This is a genomic window from Stenotrophomonas sp. YJH_SMC_32, assembly GCF_059369975.1.
Genome location: NZ_JCAFTE010000004.1, coordinates 61144 through 76113, shown reverse-complemented (window position 1 = coordinate 76113; position 14970 = coordinate 61144). Strand labels below are relative to the sequence as shown.

The 14970-nt window shown below is 66.4% G+C and carries 14 protein-coding genes and 1 riboswitch; of the genes, 7 read left to right on the top strand and 7 right to left on the bottom strand.

What is annotated here, in order from left to right:
• Window positions 1–78: 78 nt before the first annotated feature.
• Window positions 79–1164, top strand: a complete 1086-nt coding sequence (ribD, locus tag AC5P7S_RS08215) for a bifunctional diaminohydroxyphosphoribosylaminopyrimidine deaminase/5-amino-6-(5-phosphoribosylamino)uracil reductase RibD (protein ID WP_170944934.1) — start codon at window positions 79–81, stop codon at window positions 1162–1164.
• 35 nt (window positions 1165–1199) lie between these two features.
• Here ribD and AC5P7S_RS08210 read toward each other — a convergent pair whose 3' ends face one another.
• The 4 genes from AC5P7S_RS08210 to AC5P7S_RS08195 all read right to left on the bottom strand — a co-directional run bounded on the left by AC5P7S_RS08210 (window position 1200) and on the right by AC5P7S_RS08195 (window position 4524).
• Entirely contained in the window at window positions 1200–1700 is a 501-nt protein-coding gene (locus AC5P7S_RS08210) for a hypothetical protein (RefSeq protein WP_242441362.1), read from the bottom strand.
• A gap of 186 nt (window positions 1701–1886) precedes the next feature.
• A complete protein-coding gene (locus AC5P7S_RS08205) occupies window positions 1887–2747 on the bottom strand; it encodes a hypothetical protein (RefSeq protein ID WP_095378070.1) in 861 nt (286 codons plus the stop codon).
• Window positions 2748–2901: 154 nt separating this feature from the next.
• Window positions 2902–3864, bottom strand: coding sequence for a hypothetical protein (locus tag AC5P7S_RS08200; RefSeq protein WP_095378069.1), 963 nt, complete (start codon window positions 3862–3864; stop codon window positions 2902–2904).
• A 12-nt stretch (window positions 3865–3876) separates the two neighbouring features.
• A complete protein-coding gene (locus AC5P7S_RS08195; RefSeq protein WP_095378068.1) occupies window positions 3877–4524 on the bottom strand; it encodes a hypothetical protein in 648 nt (215 codons plus the stop codon).
• A gap of 93 nt (window positions 4525–4617) precedes the next feature.
• Between AC5P7S_RS08195 and AC5P7S_RS08190 the strand changes: the two genes are divergently transcribed.
• Window positions 4618–5808: a hypothetical protein gene (locus tag AC5P7S_RS08190; RefSeq protein ID WP_242441361.1), complete on the top strand. Its 1191-nt coding sequence runs from the start codon at window positions 4618–4620 to the stop codon at window positions 5806–5808.
• Between the two features lie 44 nt (window positions 5809–5852).
• Here AC5P7S_RS08190 and AC5P7S_RS08185 read toward each other — a convergent pair whose 3' ends face one another.
• Both AC5P7S_RS08185 and AC5P7S_RS08180 read right to left on the bottom strand, forming a co-directional pair.
• Window positions 5853–6737, bottom strand: coding sequence for a hypothetical protein (locus AC5P7S_RS08185; protein WP_065178778.1), 885 nt, complete (start codon window positions 6735–6737; stop codon window positions 5853–5855).
• A gap of 150 nt (window positions 6738–6887) precedes the next feature.
• Window positions 6888–7508 carry a hypothetical protein gene (locus tag AC5P7S_RS08180; RefSeq protein ID WP_095378066.1) on the bottom strand — a complete coding sequence of 207 codons (621 nt, stop codon included), beginning with the start codon at window positions 7506–7508 and terminating at the stop codon, window positions 6888–6890.
• A gap of 293 nt (window positions 7509–7801) precedes the next feature.
• Window positions 7802–7947: riboswitch (FMN riboswitch) on the top strand.
• Window positions 7948–8021: 74 nt separating this feature from the next.
• Here AC5P7S_RS08180 and AC5P7S_RS08175 point away from each other — a divergent pair.
• The 5 genes from AC5P7S_RS08175 (at window position 8022) to thiL (ending at window position 11946) form a co-directional block, all read left to right on the top strand.
• Window positions 8022–8648 carry a riboflavin synthase gene (locus AC5P7S_RS08175; RefSeq protein WP_095378065.1) on the top strand — a complete coding sequence of 209 codons (627 nt, stop codon included), beginning with the start codon at window positions 8022–8024 and terminating at the stop codon, window positions 8646–8648.
• The gene (gene ribB / locus AC5P7S_RS08170; protein WP_095378064.1) at window positions 8645–9745 is read left to right on the top strand and encodes a 3,4-dihydroxy-2-butanone-4-phosphate synthase; all 1101 of its coding nucleotides are present in this window, start codon (window positions 8645–8647) and stop codon (window positions 9743–9745) included. The genes AC5P7S_RS08175 and ribB overlap by 4 nt, the downstream gene beginning before the upstream one ends.
• A gap of 171 nt (window positions 9746–9916) precedes the next feature.
• The gene (gene ribH, locus AC5P7S_RS08165) at window positions 9917–10384 is read left to right on the top strand and encodes a 6,7-dimethyl-8-ribityllumazine synthase (RefSeq protein ID WP_005415267.1); all 468 of its coding nucleotides are present in this window, start codon (window positions 9917–9919) and stop codon (window positions 10382–10384) included.
• Window positions 10381–10860 carry a transcription antitermination factor NusB gene (gene nusB / locus AC5P7S_RS08160; protein ID WP_072167837.1) on the top strand — a complete coding sequence of 160 codons (480 nt, stop codon included), beginning with the start codon at window positions 10381–10383 and terminating at the stop codon, window positions 10858–10860. The genes ribH and nusB overlap by 4 nt, the downstream gene beginning before the upstream one ends.
• Before the next feature lie 120 nt (window positions 10861–10980).
• Window positions 10981–11946, top strand: coding sequence for a thiamine-phosphate kinase (thiL, locus tag AC5P7S_RS08155; protein ID WP_095378063.1), 966 nt, complete (start codon window positions 10981–10983; stop codon window positions 11944–11946).
• A 10-nt stretch (window positions 11947–11956) separates the two neighbouring features.
• Here thiL and AC5P7S_RS08150 read toward each other — a convergent pair whose 3' ends face one another.
• Window positions 11957–14947 (bottom strand): ATP-binding protein, encoded by a 2991-nt coding sequence (locus AC5P7S_RS08150; protein ID WP_095378062.1) that lies wholly within the window; start codon window positions 14945–14947, stop codon window positions 11957–11959.
• Window positions 14948–14970 lie beyond the last annotated feature (23 nt).

The following is a 14970-nucleotide window of genomic DNA, read 5'->3' as shown; positions in this document are numbered from 1 at the left end:
CCGCCTCTGCCTGGGTGGGTGCCAACCTGGATTGGCACCGATGGCATGGATCAACACCGGCAGCGTTACCATGGTCGCATGACACCCTCGTTCTCCGTCCTCGACCACCTGCACATGGCCAACGCGCTGCGCCTGGCCGAGCGCGCTGCCTATACCACCCGGCCCAACCCGATGGTCGGCTGCGTGATCGCCCACGGCGCACGCGTGGTCGGGCAGGGCTGGCACCAGCGCGCAGGGGGGCCGCACGCTGAAGTATTCGCACTGCGCGAAGCCGGCAGCGAGGCCCGCGGTGCCACCGCTTATGTCACCCTGGAGCCCTGCGCCCACTACGGGCGCACGCCGCCGTGCGCACTGGCGCTGATCGAAGCGGGCGTGACGCGCGTGGTGGCGGCGATGCGCGATCCCTTCCCGAAGGTTGATGGCGGTGGCTTCGATCTGCTGCGCAATGCAGGTATCGAGGTTGCCGAAGGACTGATGGCGGCGCCGGCGCGCGAGCTCAACAAGGGCTTCCTGTCACGCGTGGAGCGCAACCGCCCGTGGCTGCGGGTGAAGCTGGCCGCCAGCCTCGATGGCCGCACCGCGATGGCCGACGGCAGCTCCAAGTGGATCACCGGGCCGGCTGCGCGCGAGGACGTGCAGCACTGGCGCGCTCGCGCCGGTGCGATCCTGACTGGCGCCGATACCGTGCTGGCCGACGACCCGATGTTGACCGTGCGCCTGGCCGGTGCCGAAGTGATGCCGCCACTGCGCGTGGTGCTCGATTCGCGCCTGCGTTCGCTCGAATGCAGCCGTGTGCGCGAGGGCGGTGCGCCGACGCTGTACCTGCACGATGCGGCGGTGAGCGCACCGGATGCGGCCGACGCCGAATTTGCCAGCGTGCCCAGCGCAGAGGGGCGGTTGGACCTGGGTGCGGTGCTGGCGCTGCTGGCCGAGCGTGGCATCAACGAGGTGCATACCGAAGCCGGCGCGACACTGGCCGGTGCGCTGCTGCGCGCTGGCTGGGTGGACGAACTGCTGCTGTACCAGGCGCCCACGCTGCTGGGCGACAACGGTCGTCCGTTGCTGGCGGGCCTGGGCATCGAGGCAATGGGCCAGCAGCGCCGCCTGCGCGTGGTTGACCAGCGCCAGGTCGGCGAGGACATCCGGCTGCTGTTGCGCCCGTGAGTCAATCGCGGGGCACTGGCCCCGTTCCGGCGCTGTCAGGTGCCCTCGTCCTCGTGGGCGGGGCACTGCTCTTTCCATTGCTGCTTCCACAGCAGATGCAGGTCACGGCAGTAGGCACCGAGTGCTTCTCCCGTCAGTTGCGTTGACTTCCACCGCAGCCTGCGCCGGCTGATGCCCTGGTCGTACTCGTCCGGCAGTACCGACGGTGCGCACTGATCGTGGTACTGCAGGAACGCCCGGCAATCGTCGTTCTCGCTCAGTTGCGCGTCGATGTCGCGGTCGCGCAGCTGGGTCGACTCGAACGCAACCGAAGGTTGCACGAAGAAGGTCCTGGGTCTGGACGCTTCGGCGTGCCAGCACGCCATCAGCGCGACAAGCTGGGCCGTGGTCGAGGTTGTGCGGTGTTTCATGCTGTTGCCCTCGTGGAAGAGGACAACAGCATTGATCACGCAGTGTGCGCACGGCCATGCAACGGTTCTGAAAATGCAGTCGCCCTGGTCGTCGGTGACGATGCGCCGGGCACGGATGAGCTGCACGTTTCGCCGCCCTATCCGGCCAGCACGTCACACCAGGAGGATGCTATGTGAGATCGCACAGCTCGATGGCCCAGTGCTGGAGCAGTGTTTCGATACGCGCTTGACGCTCGATGCCCGGCGCGGCGCATCCCAGAGCGGCAGGCCCAGCAGCGGGATCACCAGATGCCGGATCATGACGCCCCGACCTCAGTCGGTCTTCTCGCTGTTCCACAGCTCCCGGTTGCGCTCATGGACGATCTGGCAGTCGCGCGTCGCCTCCGCATCGCTCATTCCCTCCACGCGCTTGAGCAGATTGCGTTGCAGTACGCCGTTGCTCAGAAAGGGACTCTGCGGGTGATGCCGGGCAAAGAACCTCAGCTGGTCGGCCATCATCAGGTCGCAGGTGGGAATGCTGGTAACCACAGGTACGGATTCCGCTGCGATCCGCGTGTTCCATGCGTCGAAGGGCAGTACCTGCTGCAGCAGCGTGTTACCCAGCGACGGCAGGTCGAGGGGCATCCAGTGACCTTTGCCTCGGGCCTGCAGGAACACGGCGCTGCCCTCATGTGAGCGATCCGGCGCGTCGCGCAGGGCGTTGGCGAATGCCACGAAGAGGGCCTTGGCGTGTTCGGGATCATCACGGCCGACGTCGGCACGTCGCTTCTGCGCGTCGCGGTAGGTCGGAAAGAAGCCCGAGAGGTCGGGGAAAGCGCAGCGATACGCCACGGTTGCCTGTGGCGTTGAATGCACCGTCTCCCGGGTGATGTCAGTGATGGTGCAGGACAGGGCCTTCTGCCGCATCTCCAGAGCGCTGGCAACCGGTTCCATTGCCGTACCGTTGAAGGCGGCCTTGGGCAGCTGAAGCGCATCGATGGCGTCGACGGTCACATCAATTCTGTCGCTGTTCGCGAATGCACGCAGATGGTGCCGCAGCTTCTCTTTCGACGGCGTGTCGCCGCGAACGATGACCTGCACATAGGTCTCGAAGGTCTCTTCCAGTGAGAGCGCAGCAGGGGGCGCGGCGGCAGCAGTGAGCGGCGCTCCCAGCAGGAGGATGGGTTTCAGCATGGGGCACACGGGCGATCCGGGACGGCCATGAGGATCAGGGGAACTTCATGCAGGGTCCATGCAACGTGTCTGAAAATGTGCGGCGTTGGGAAAGGTGCCGCGCTTGACCCGGCGCTACAGAATCGCGCGAGCCTGGCGGACGGCACCAGTGTTGTCATGGCTCGCGGAATCGGACCGAAGCGGCCATGGCATCAACCGCGTCTTCCACTGCCTTGGAACTGTCTGCCGGCAGGATGGCGACCAACCGCACGAATCGCTCACCCGGCCAGAGGGCGAGATAGTGGCGGTAGCGGCGTCCGTCCGGTGTTATCCCATCAACCCGATGCCCGGTGATACCACCGAACGGCATGTCCTTTCTTGAGGTAATCGTTCCGCCCTGAATCCTGACAGTTCCTGCAATCAGCTGATCGGACACCTTCTGTAGATCGTTCGAGGCAAACGGGAGAGAAAGCTGGGATGCGACAATCACCGAGGGTTGGCGGCCTTCGGGATCCGTATCCAGTTCGCCAGCCGTGAGCAGCATTGCCGAGCTTGAGAGCGTATCGATCAGCCGGAACGGCGGCTCCGGCGTGAGGGTGAAAGGCAAAGCCGCAATCTTCTGTTCGCGTGTGGCCTGTGCGCCGATCGTTACCGAGGAAAGGGCCTGCATCGCTTGGCTGTGCGTCAGTGCATGGTCGCGTGGAGCTTGCACCGTGATCATGACAGTGGGGGAGCCGCGGAAAAGCGCCGTCCACTTCTCGAAGCTGTAACCGTGGGCCACCTGGCTGCCAATGACTACGGGAACCGTTCGCCCTTCGATGCTGAGCGATTCCAGTCGATCGACGTGGACGCCCTGGCTGGCAAAGCGGTTTCGCGCAGCGGGCTCATCCACGAAGAGTGCTCCGACTGCGCTGCTGGCCTCGGCGGGCAGTTCGGCGATCAGGATACTGGCTCGTCCATCTTCACTGACAAAGCCGGAGAAGTTGGGGGCGAGGGTGAACCCGGGAGGTGGCGACAGGCTGACGACCGAGCCGGGTACGGCCATTGGCGGTTGTGAGGCCTGTGAGCAGCCCGCGAGCAGCACGGCCTGCAGGAAAAGCAGGGCCGAGCGCGCGATACTGTGGAAGTGGGTGAGCATCTCGAAAGCCCTCTATTCTGCCCGGACCTGATCAGTGTCTTCCTCAGCTTCAATACGCTCGTTCCAAGCGGAGAACGGCATCAGCTCCTTCAGTAGATTCAAGCCAAGGAACAGCATGTCCGCACTGCTCCATGGACCCTTGTCGCCAACACGCGAGAACTCCGCCCTCGCCATGTACGTGGTGTCAGGCGCGTCGCGCAGGGTTCTCGCATAGGTCCCAAGAAAATCCCTGAACGCATCGCCATCCGGGTCCCCGGCGCGTGAGCGAGCCAGATTCTCCCGATAGGCGTCAAAGGCGCCAGAAACATCGGGGAGCGTGCACTGATAGTCCACAACGCCGCGACGGGAGAAACTGTCCTCTTCGATCGTGACTGCACGGCAGTGGATGGTTTTCCGGCGCGCGGTGATGGCACTGGCCGTGGGTTCTTCGAACCCAGCGGCAAGATTTCCGAAGGCATACAGCGCATCAACGATGTCTCCGATGTCCGGGTAGTCGTCCGTGCCTGCCGTGCGCAGGCTGTTGCGCAAGGCGGCCTTGGCGTCCTCGTCATTCTGGGTGATGACGCGCGCATAGGCATCGAAGGTGTCTTCCAGTGACAGCGCAGCAGCATCTGCGGCCAGCGGCGCGCACAGCAGCAGGGCGAAAAGAGCTCTCAACATGGCGTGGGCGGAAGCGGGAAGATTCGCTGAGGATCAGCGGCGTTCCATGCATCGGTCCATGCAACTTCTCTGAAAATCTACGGATTGCTGTCTGTGGCAGCAACCTCGGGAGAATTTGAAACTTTCTTCATAGCTGCCTTCGTGACGCGAATGCAGAGTGCTGGGTTTCCCACAGCGGTGACCATCGTGGCGCAATCCTTCCGGATCCGTATGCTTCCTGCGCTCGTTGCGCTTGGGATGGTTGTTTCACCTGCCGCATTCGCAGATGGCGATGAGCCCGGTGCCGTGCGTACCATCACAAGCGAACAGGCGCTGCAGGATCTGACCGCCGTCATTGAGTGCCGGGCTCCTGCTTCGGTGCAGAAACCGTTGTCGCGCCACCTGTGGGCGGTCGCGCTGGGCGACGAGGTTGCGCATCCGTTCGATTCGTGGGTCGTCGCCGAGCAGCCCAATGCGTCCCTGCGCGAAGTCGTTCTACCGTCGTCAATCACGGTGTTCGGCCATCCGACGCAGCGCATTGCAGTGCTTTCCGAAACGGTGATGGCGATCATCGACGGTGTATCGCTGGACGAGATTTCGAGTCAGTTGCAGATGCGGCCATTGAGTGAAACGGTCGCCCCTCATATCCACGTTCGGGAGCTTTCACTTCGAAACAGAGGAGCCTTCGGTTTCCAGGTGCGCTCGCTGACTGCATCGCGTATCTCCAGCCATACCGGTGCCGTGCTGATGGGTTGCGAGGATCGCTATGGCGACCGGATGTCGCAGCTGCGCAGGCGTGGCAAAGAGCCAGATACCATGTTCGCGCCAGGCATTGATGTGGCTGCAGAGCTGGACGATGTGCTGAGCTGCAGGGCCGATGCGCTCCGCGCCTATACGGCGGGTTGGGCGGTGGGCATGTCAGCCCACACGGCTGACCCGCGCTTCAGGGATTGGAAGACTGGGGAGGACGAAGAGGGCTATTCCTGGTGGGCGCCGCCGTCGCCGCTGATGATCGCCGGCAAGCCCGTTTCGCGTTTCGTGAAGCTCGGTCAGACCCTCTATGCCGAGCTCGATGGAGACATCGCGCAGGCCCTGGCTGAAGACTGGGATCTTCCTCCCTACGACGGCTGGGACGACGTCGCCTACGTCGGCTTCCACGACACCGACACGGCGGCCGATGGCTGGCTGGAAGATCGCGCGCGCATCGTACGCGCGTGGGCGCCCGGCAAGACCCTGCACGGCTGCGAATACCAGCAGAACCGTCCGGAGTTCGGTGAACATCCGGACGATGATGACGACGGCTGAGGGCCGCAGGGAATCGCCGGGCACGCCCCGGCGCTACATCGTGCTTATGTGCACTCGTCGGTCCACATCATCTCGGCGATCGGGCGCAGTGCCTTGCACTCCTGCGTCATCTCATCGGCTGACTTGACCTGTGCCTTGGCCTTCAGTTCCTCGGCCATCGCATCCACGCCGCTGATCTGGTCGGGTGCGATCTTCGCCACGCAGCTGCGGTGCTGCTGCAGCAGCAGGTCGCAGCCGGGTACGCCGGTCACCTTCGGTGCGCTGGCCGCCTGCACGTCCTGCATCCATTCCTCGAACGGTGCCAGCGCCCCGGTCACGGTGCCCACCAGATCATCGAAGTTGCCGCTGTACCAGTAGCCGTTGTCCTTGGCCGGGTACAGGGTGAAGGTGCCGCTGACCGGCACGCGCGCGCCGCTCTGCAGCGCCTGGGTGTACGCGTCGGTGAACTGCTTGCGCGAGGCCGGGCTGGCGTCGGCGGCAAGGCTGGCGGCGAACAGCGGACGTACCTTGCCCAGGTCGGGCACCTGGCAGCTGAAGGTGATGCGCGCCAGCTTCTGGTCGTCCACGTATTCGTTGTCTTCAATCACGCTCTTGCTGGCGCGGCACTTCGAATCACGCAGGGCCTTGGCATACAGCGCTTCGCTGGTGGCCGCGTCGGCCTTGGCGCCGGTGCTGGCAAGCACGACCTGCCACGGTTCGGCCAGCGCCTTGGCCAATGCGCCCGGGTTCGGGGTTACCGCGTCCTGGCCGTCGAAGGCGGGCTTCAGCGCATCGTTGAGGGTGCGGGTCGCGGCGGCGTCGTCTTCCAGCAGGACGCGGGCATACAGATCGAAGGCCTGTTCGGGCGTCAGTGTGGCCGGGGCGGCGCTGGCCAGCAGCGGGGCAGCCAGCAGGGCGCTGGCCAGCAGGGTACGCAAGGGGGTCTTCATGACGGTGTTTCCTGTTCCAGAGGCGCGCAAGCCTAGCGCATCTTTGCGCAGGCCCCACGGCGCCCTGTGATCACGTGCCGACGCGCGGGGCAAAAAAAACGGGCCCCTTGCGGGGCCCGTTCGATCGCACGACGAGGAGCGACCGTTGGATCAGAAGCTGGCGCGGACGCCGGCCGAGTACTGGGTGACGTCGCGGTAGCCGGAGATCTCGCCCACCAGACCCCAGGTCTTGGTGAAGTTGATCTGGCCGCCAACAGTGCCGACCCAGGTGCCCTTGTAGTTGTTGCCGCCATCCATGTAGCCGGCCTTGGCCCAGGCTTCGGTCATGCGCGACGGCTTGCCGCGGATGCCCATGGTGACGCGGCCCAGGTTGGTGTGGTCCTTGCCGTGGTAACGCGCACCGTCATAACGCAGGGTCGATTCGGCGTTCTGGCGCACCCAGGCGGCATCGGCGGTGAAGTCCAGGCGGTCGGTCCACGGCATGTGGTAGCCGATACCCAGCTCCGGCTGGTTCAGTTCCAGCTTCAGCGAATCTTCGCCGTAGTGGCGGGTCTTGCTGGTGCGCGACCAGCCACCGAACACGTAGACCTGCTCGGCCAGCGCGACCGAACCGCGCAGGTAGCCACCGTCGACCTTCGGGTCGTCCAGCAGGTTGTCGTCAACCTGGACCTGGGTCCAGCCGCCTTCAACGTAGGTGTAGCTCAGGGCCTCGGCCGAAGCCGAGAACGGGGCGGCGGCCAGCAGGGCGGCCACGATCAGGATCTTGCGCATGGGAATTCCTGTGAGTTTCAGTCCATTGGCGGGCCTGCCCTCGCGGCTGCCCGTGGCGACCTCATGTCGTCCGCTGCGGATTTTAATGAAAGTTTTACAAAATGCGAGAGACGGCCGTCACAGGCTGGGGCGGACCGGGGTTGGGGGTCGGATCCGTTTGCCATCGGGAAACGGCCCTGACCCCAGTGCTGCTGCGCCACCGGTCCATGGGGTCAGAGCCCTTTCCTGCGGAAAGGGATCCGACCCCGTTCAGCACGGGCTGGTACACTGCGCGGGCCGGTTCGCCGGTACACAAACGTCTTCAGGGCGGGGTGCAATTCCCCACCGGCGGTAGGTGCGCAAGCACGAGCCCGCGAGCGCCCCGGCCCACGGCCGGGGGTCAGCAGATCCGGTCCAATGCCGGAGCCGACGGTCATAGTCCGGATGAAAGAAGACGGTGCCACAGGGCTCTTGCCCTGCGTGCACCTGTTTGCCTTGCGGCGTTTTTCGCTCACTTTTCGCGGAGAACGTTACTTGTTTACTGGAATCATCGAAGGCGTCGGCCGTCTGGCCGCACGCGAATCCATCGGCGGCGATGTCCGCTTCACCTTCAATGTCGGGAATCTGCCGTTCGACAACGTGCAGATGGGCGAGAGCATTGCCATCAACGGCGTCTGCCTCACCGTCATCGCGTTCGACGCCCGCAGCTTCCAGGCCGATGCCTCCACCGAGACTCTGGGCCTGACCACGCTGGGCCAGCTGGGCGAGGGTGCGGTCATCAACCTGGAACGGGCCATGCGCCCGACCGACCGCCTCGGCGGCCATCTGGTCAGCGGCCACGTCGACGGCCTCGGCCAGGTGCTGTCCATCCATGAAGATGCACGTGCCCGGCGCTGGCGCTTCGCCGCGCCGGCCTCGCTGCGCCGCTACATCGCCAAGAAGGGTTCGATCTGCGTGGATGGCGTCAGCCTCACCGTCAACGAAGTGGACGATGAAGGCTTTGAAGTCGCCCTCATTCCGCACACCGTGGCCAACACCGCCTTCTCTGCCACCGGCGTGGGCAGTGCGGTCAATCTGGAAATCGATCTGGTCGCCCGCTATGTGGAGCGGTTGATCAGTGTGCCGACCAACGGTCAGCACCCACACGGAGATGCCGCATGAATTTCGCCCCGATTCCGGAAATCCTGGAAGACATCCGCCTGGGCCGCATGGTGGTCATCGTCGATGACGAAGACCGAGAGAACGAAGGCGACCTGATCATGGCCGCCGAGCTGGTCAAGCCGTCGGACATCAACTTCATGGTCACCCATGGCCGTGGCCTGGTGTGCCTGCCGCTCACCCGCACCCGCGCCGCCGACCTCGGCCTGGCGCCGATGGTGCAGGCCAATACCGCGCAGTTCCAGACCAACTTCACGGTCAGCATCGAGGCCGCCGAGGGCGTTACCACCGGCATCTCGGCCCACGACCGCGCCCACACCATCCGCACCGCGGTCAAGCCCAACGCCAAGCCGTCGGACCTGCATCAGCCGGGCCACATCTTCCCGCTGATCGCCCAGCCGGGCGGCGTGCTGACCCGCGCCGGCCATACCGAAGCCGGCGTCGACCTGGCCATGCTGGCCGGGCTGGAACCGGCCGGCGTGCTGGTGGAGATCCTGAACCCGGATGGCAGCATGGCGCGCCGCCCGGAGCTGGAAGTGTTCGCCCGCGAGCACGGCCTGAAGATGGGCTCCATCGCCGACCTGATCGCCTACCGCCTGGCCACCGAAAAGACCGTTGAACGCGTGGACGAGCGCGAGATCGACACCGAATTCGGCCCGTTCAAGCTGGTGACCTACCGCGACCGCATCGCCCACGACCTGCATTTCGCGCTGGTCCGGGGTACCCCGGATGCGGAGACCCCGACTTTGGTGCGCGTGCAGGTGGAAAACCCGCTGGCCGACCTGCTGCATTGGCGCCGCGACGACTTCGGCGTGGCCGCCACCGATGCCCTGCGTGCGATCGATGCCCAGGGCACGGGCGTGATGGTGGTGCTGTCGGCCCCACGCGATGGCGAAGCCCTGCTGGCCCGCCTGCGCCAGCAGCCGGCGCCGGTGGTGCCGGGCAAGGACAAGGACGTGGGCCAGTGGCGCCGCAACGGTGCCGGCGCGCAGATCCTGTCCGACCTGGGCCTGGGCAAGCTGCGCGTACTGGGCACCCCGCGCCGCCAGATCGGCTTGGCCGGGTACGGCCTGGAAGTGGTGGAGACGGTGACCCTGTAATGAGTAGTGCCGGCCGCTGGTCGGCAACCGCATCCCCGGGATTGCCGGCCAGCGGCCGGCACTACCGGTGGGGGCCGACCCTTGGTCGGCACACCCTGCAGGCCCCCGCCAGCCACGGCCGGGGCCCATCCACGCTAGAATTACCCCCTTATCGAGTCCCCCAAGCCGCATATGAGCCACTACGAAGGCGATCTTCGCACTCCCGAGTCGGCGCGCTTCGCCATCCTGGCCAGCCGCTGGAACGCCCGCATCACCGACGCGCTGGTCGCAGGCGCCCGCCTGAGTCTGGCCGGCAACGGCATCACCGAAGCCAACATCGACGTGATCCGCGTGCCGGGTGCCTGGGAACTGCCGCTGGTGGCTGCACGCCTGGCCGCCGCGCATGAACACGCCGCCATCCTCACCCTGGGCTGCGTGATCCGTGGCGACACCCGCCACTACGAACACGTGGCCGACCGCTGTGCCGAAGGCCTGATGCGCGTGCAGCTGGATTTCGGCGTGCCGGTGCTGAACGGCGTGCTGGCGGTGGAACGCGTTGAAGACGCCGAGGCCCGCGCAGGCGGCAGCCACGGCAACAAGGGCGAGGAAGTCGCACTCGCCGCATTGGAAATGGTCAATCTTCTGGAGCAGCTGCCATGAACAAGAACACCCAGGGCAAGCCCTCCGGTAAACCCATCCGCCGCGATGGCGTCGATCCGGTGCTGCGCTCGCGCGCCCGTCGTCGTGCCGTGCAGGCCATCTACGCCTGGCAGATCTCCGGCGGCAACGCGCAGTCGCTGATTGCCCAGTTCGCCCACGAGCAGGCCCGCGAAATCGCCGACCTGGCGTACTTCGAAGCGCTGGTGCATGGCGTGCTCGACAACCGTCGCGACATCGACGAAGCGCTCGGCCCGTACCTGGACCGTGGCATCGAGGAAGTGGACGCGATCGAACGCGCGGTGCTGCGCTTGGCCGCCTACGAGCTTCGCTACCGCCTGGACGTGCCGTACCGCGTGGTGATCAACGAGGCCATCGAATCGGCCAAGCGCTTCGGTTCCGAACATGGCCATACCTACGTCAACGGCGTGCTGGATCGTGCCGCCGTGGAATGGCGCAAGGTCGAATCGGGTCACTGACCCGCCTGTGGTAGTGCCGGCCGCTGGCCGGCAGCTGCAGGGATCCTGAGGTTGCCGGCCAGCGGCCGGCACTACCGCCCACCGCGCCTTGCGCGGCACGTACAACAGCGGGAACGCCCCATGTCCCTGGCCGAATTCGCCCTCATCGACCGCATCCGCGCCCGCACCCTCGAGCGCGACGACATCCTGCTCGGCATCGGTGACGACGCCGCGCTGCTGCAGCCGCGTGCCAATGAGCAACTGGTGGTCACCGCCGACACGCTCAACAGTGGCGTGCACTTCCCGGTGGAAACCCCGGCCTTTGATATCGGCTGGAAGACCCTGGCGGTCAACCTGTCGGACCTTGCCGCGATGGGTGCGCGCCCGGCGTGGTGCACGCTGGCGCTGTCGCTGCCGGAAGCGTCTGAAGACTGGATCGAGGCCTTTGCCGATGGCTTCTTCGCCCTGGCCGACCAGCACGACATCGCGCTGGTCGGTGGCGACACCACGCGCGGTCCGCTGTCGCTGTCGGTGACCGCAATGGGCCAGGTCGGGCGTGGCCAGGCACTGCGCCGCGACCGCGCACAGGTGGGCGACGACCTCTGGGTCAGCGGCACGCTGGGCGATGCCGCCGGTGCGCTGCGCCTGTGGCAGCAGGGCGCGCTGAGCGTGACCACCGCTACCCTGCTGGCCGACTACGAAAGCCTGCGCCTGCGCCTGCTGCGGCCGACGCCGCGCGTGACCCTCGGCCTGCGCCTGCGTGCCTTCGCGCATGCGGCGGTGGATGTCTCCGACGGCCTGCTGGCCGATCTGGGCCACATCGCCACGCGCAGCAACGTGGCTGCGCATGTCGAGGCCGATTCGCTGCCGATCTCGCACGCGCTGCGTGAGCTGCTTGGCCGCGACGGTGCGCGCGACTGCGCATTGCGCGGTGGCGACGACTACGAACTGTGCTTCACCGCCGCCGCCGATCAGCGCGACGCGCTGCACTACCTGGCCGAATCGCTGGACGTGCCGCTTACCCGTATTGGTCGTATCGCCGAAGGGCAGGGCGTACACGTGGATGGCGAAGCCGCCGACGGCGGCTACCAGCACTTCGCCGGTTGAGGGTGCGGGCTCAAGCCTGCTGCGCGGCAACCTGACGTTCGATGCTAGCCGCGATCAACGCGATGGCCTCAATGACGATTGCCTTCGACGTCGCATCTGTCGCACCGGTGCTGCGCAAGGCCTGCTCGGCCTGCTGGCAGCTGCGCGCTGCCTGGGCCTCTCCCAGAAATACCAGCGCGCCGGCGAAGCTGTGCAGCTGATCGATCATGGCCGGTGCATCGGCACAGTCCAGCGCCTGGGTCAGCGCCGCGTAGTCGCGATGCGCGGTCTGCAGGAATGCCTCGCGCATCTGCCGCTGAACCGCCTCGCTCACCACCGGAGGTAAGGGTGGCTGTGCCGAGCGATCGAGGTCGAATCCATGCAGCGCGGCCTCCAGCGACGGCAGGTCGAGCGGCTTCAGCAGCAGCGTGGACATGCCGGCCTCGCGTACGCGCTGCGCGTCCTCGGGCATCGCATTGGCGGTGAGTGCGACGATGGGGATGGAGGGGTCATCCGCATGCAGTTTCCGGGCCAGCCCGTATCCGTCCAGGTACGGCATGTTCAGATCGGTCAGCACGATGTCGAACCGGCCCGCGCGCCAGCGTTGCCACGCCTCCTCGCCGTCGGCCGCGAGGGTGACCTGCCAACCCAGCGCATGCAGTTGCCCCAGCGTCACGTCACGGCTGATCACGCTGTCATCCACCAGCAAGGCGTGGCCACGCGGGGAATGCGCGCGCTCTACAGGCGCTGGCCGTGGCGGTGTGCCTGCCACGGCGGTGGTCCGGCGTGCCGGAATGTCCAGGCGGAAAACGCTGCCGGTGCCCGGGGTGCTGCGCACGCCGAGGGTGCCGCCGAGCAGTTCGGCGAAGCGTTGGCACAAGGCCAGCCCCAGGCCGCTGCCGCCGTGCTGCCGTGCCGAGCCGGCACCGACCTGCACGAACGGTTTGAACAACACGGCCTGTGCTTCGGCATCGATGCCCGGGCCGGTATCGCGCACCTCCACGTGCAGCCACTCGCTGCCATCGGGCTGCACCGAGGCATCAATGCTGACCGCCACCGTTCCCGATGCCGTGAACTTCACCGCGTTGCCCACCAGGTTGTTGATCACCTGCGCCACGCGGCCTGCGTCGGCCACATAGGCCGGCCCCAGCGCATCGCCGGTGTGCAGCTCCAGGCGCAGGCCTTTTGCGCTGGCCTGTGGCTCGAACAGTGTCGCGGTCTGCTGCAGCAACGCACGCGGGTCGAAAGGCGCCGGTTCCAGCGTCATCAGTCCGGCTTCGATACGGGAAAGATCCAGGGTGTCGTTCACCAGCCCCTGCAGCACATCGGCGGCGCTGCGCGCGCGCGTGACATGCGCGTGCGCCGCCGCCGGCATGGTCTGGCGGGCAAGCAGTTCAAGGTGGCCGAGCACGCCGCTCAAAGGGGTACGTATTTCATGGCTGATCATTGCCACGAAGGCGGTCTTGGCCTGGTCCGCGGCCTCGGCATCGTGCTGGGCCTGTTCGGCATGACGCCGTGCATCCAGCAGGCGCTGCTGGGTTTCGGTCTGTGCGGTCACATCGGTCACCGCGCAGACCCAGATCGCCCGCCGCTGGTAGCGCGCGGCGGCCACGATGGATTGCAGGTAGCGCGATGGACCGTGCTCGTCCGCGGACGGCGCCTCGAACAGCTGCCCGTGTACCTGGCCGTCAACGCGTTGCACCAGGCGGCCGACCAGTGCGTCCAACAGGTTGCCGGTGGTGTCGCCGATCAGCTGCTCCAGTGCCTGGTTGTGCAGGATCAACTGCCCGCTCTGCTGGTCGAGCAGGCACAGGCCGACCGGCGACGTTTCGATCAAGGTGCGGCTCAACGCTTCGCTTTCATGCACCCGTGCGGCTTCTTCCAGCGCCGGCCGCAGCACGCGCCGGTCCACCAGCAGCAACAGCGTCCACAGCGCGGCCAGCAGGGCGGTCAGGGCCAGCCCGCCCCCGAGCAGATAGGTCTGCTGCGCCGTCCAGATGTCGGTCCAGCGGTAGAGCCGCAGCAGCGTCCAGTCGATGCCCTGCAAGGGTGCGGACATCACGAAGGCACGGCCGGCAGGCAGTGCCAACAGCGTAGGCCGGGGCGATGGCGCGGCGCGCAGCGCAGGCCCGGAAATCGCAGCGTCCGCAGCACTGCGCAGAACATCGTTTCCCTGCCGGTCCAGCACCACCCACATTCCCGGGCCGGCCTCCTCCAACCGCTCGCGCAGGCCTTGAAGCGGTTCAAACGTCAGCCGGTTGATGAAGGGGGTGCCATTGCTGCGCAGGCGCATCTGGGTGACCAGTGCATCCTCGCCGGTGAACGGATTGCGGCCGAAGTAGGCGCGCAGCCGGCCACTGTCCAGTTGAAGCTCGGAGTCCGCACCCGCCGACTGCCAGCCGGCATCGGCGGTCTGTGCCAGCGCGGCCAGTGCCTGTTCACGGGTAGGCACCTTCATGAGTTGCAGCAGCTGCGCTTCATCATGCAGCCCGGCGATCGCAAACAGGCGCCCTTCTGGTTCGAAGGCGAAGGAGATCAAGGAAGTGGGCGAATCCTGCGCCGCGACGGTGGCGGCCATGTACGCCGAATAGGTCTGCACCATGCCCAGGTACGCCGCCTCCGCCTGTGGCGGAAGACGGCCCTCGCGCGGGGACAGCGCCAGCCAGGGGACCGACAGGGCGCCGGGTGCCACCACGCCGGCCTGGCCATCCTGTGCTGAAAAGCGGGCCGCAACAGGCAGGCCACCGGCCACCAGTGCGGTTTGCTGGGTAGCCCACAGCATGGCGTTGGTGTTCAAGCTGGCCACGTAGGCCCGCCTGCGCTCGCCAATGTAGCGATCCACCGTCTGCTGGCCGCGTCGTAGTGCTTCGCGCTCGTTGATATGCACGGTTTCCATCCGCAGCCACAACGCCGCGCAGCCGGCAGCCAGCAGCAGCACGGTCAGGATGGCGCCGCCGCCGAACAGCAGCCGGCGCTGCAATCGTTGCAGGGTGGCAAGCACGTAGCCCGAGGGTGACGCCATGGTGCGAACCTGCGACGTGCGGG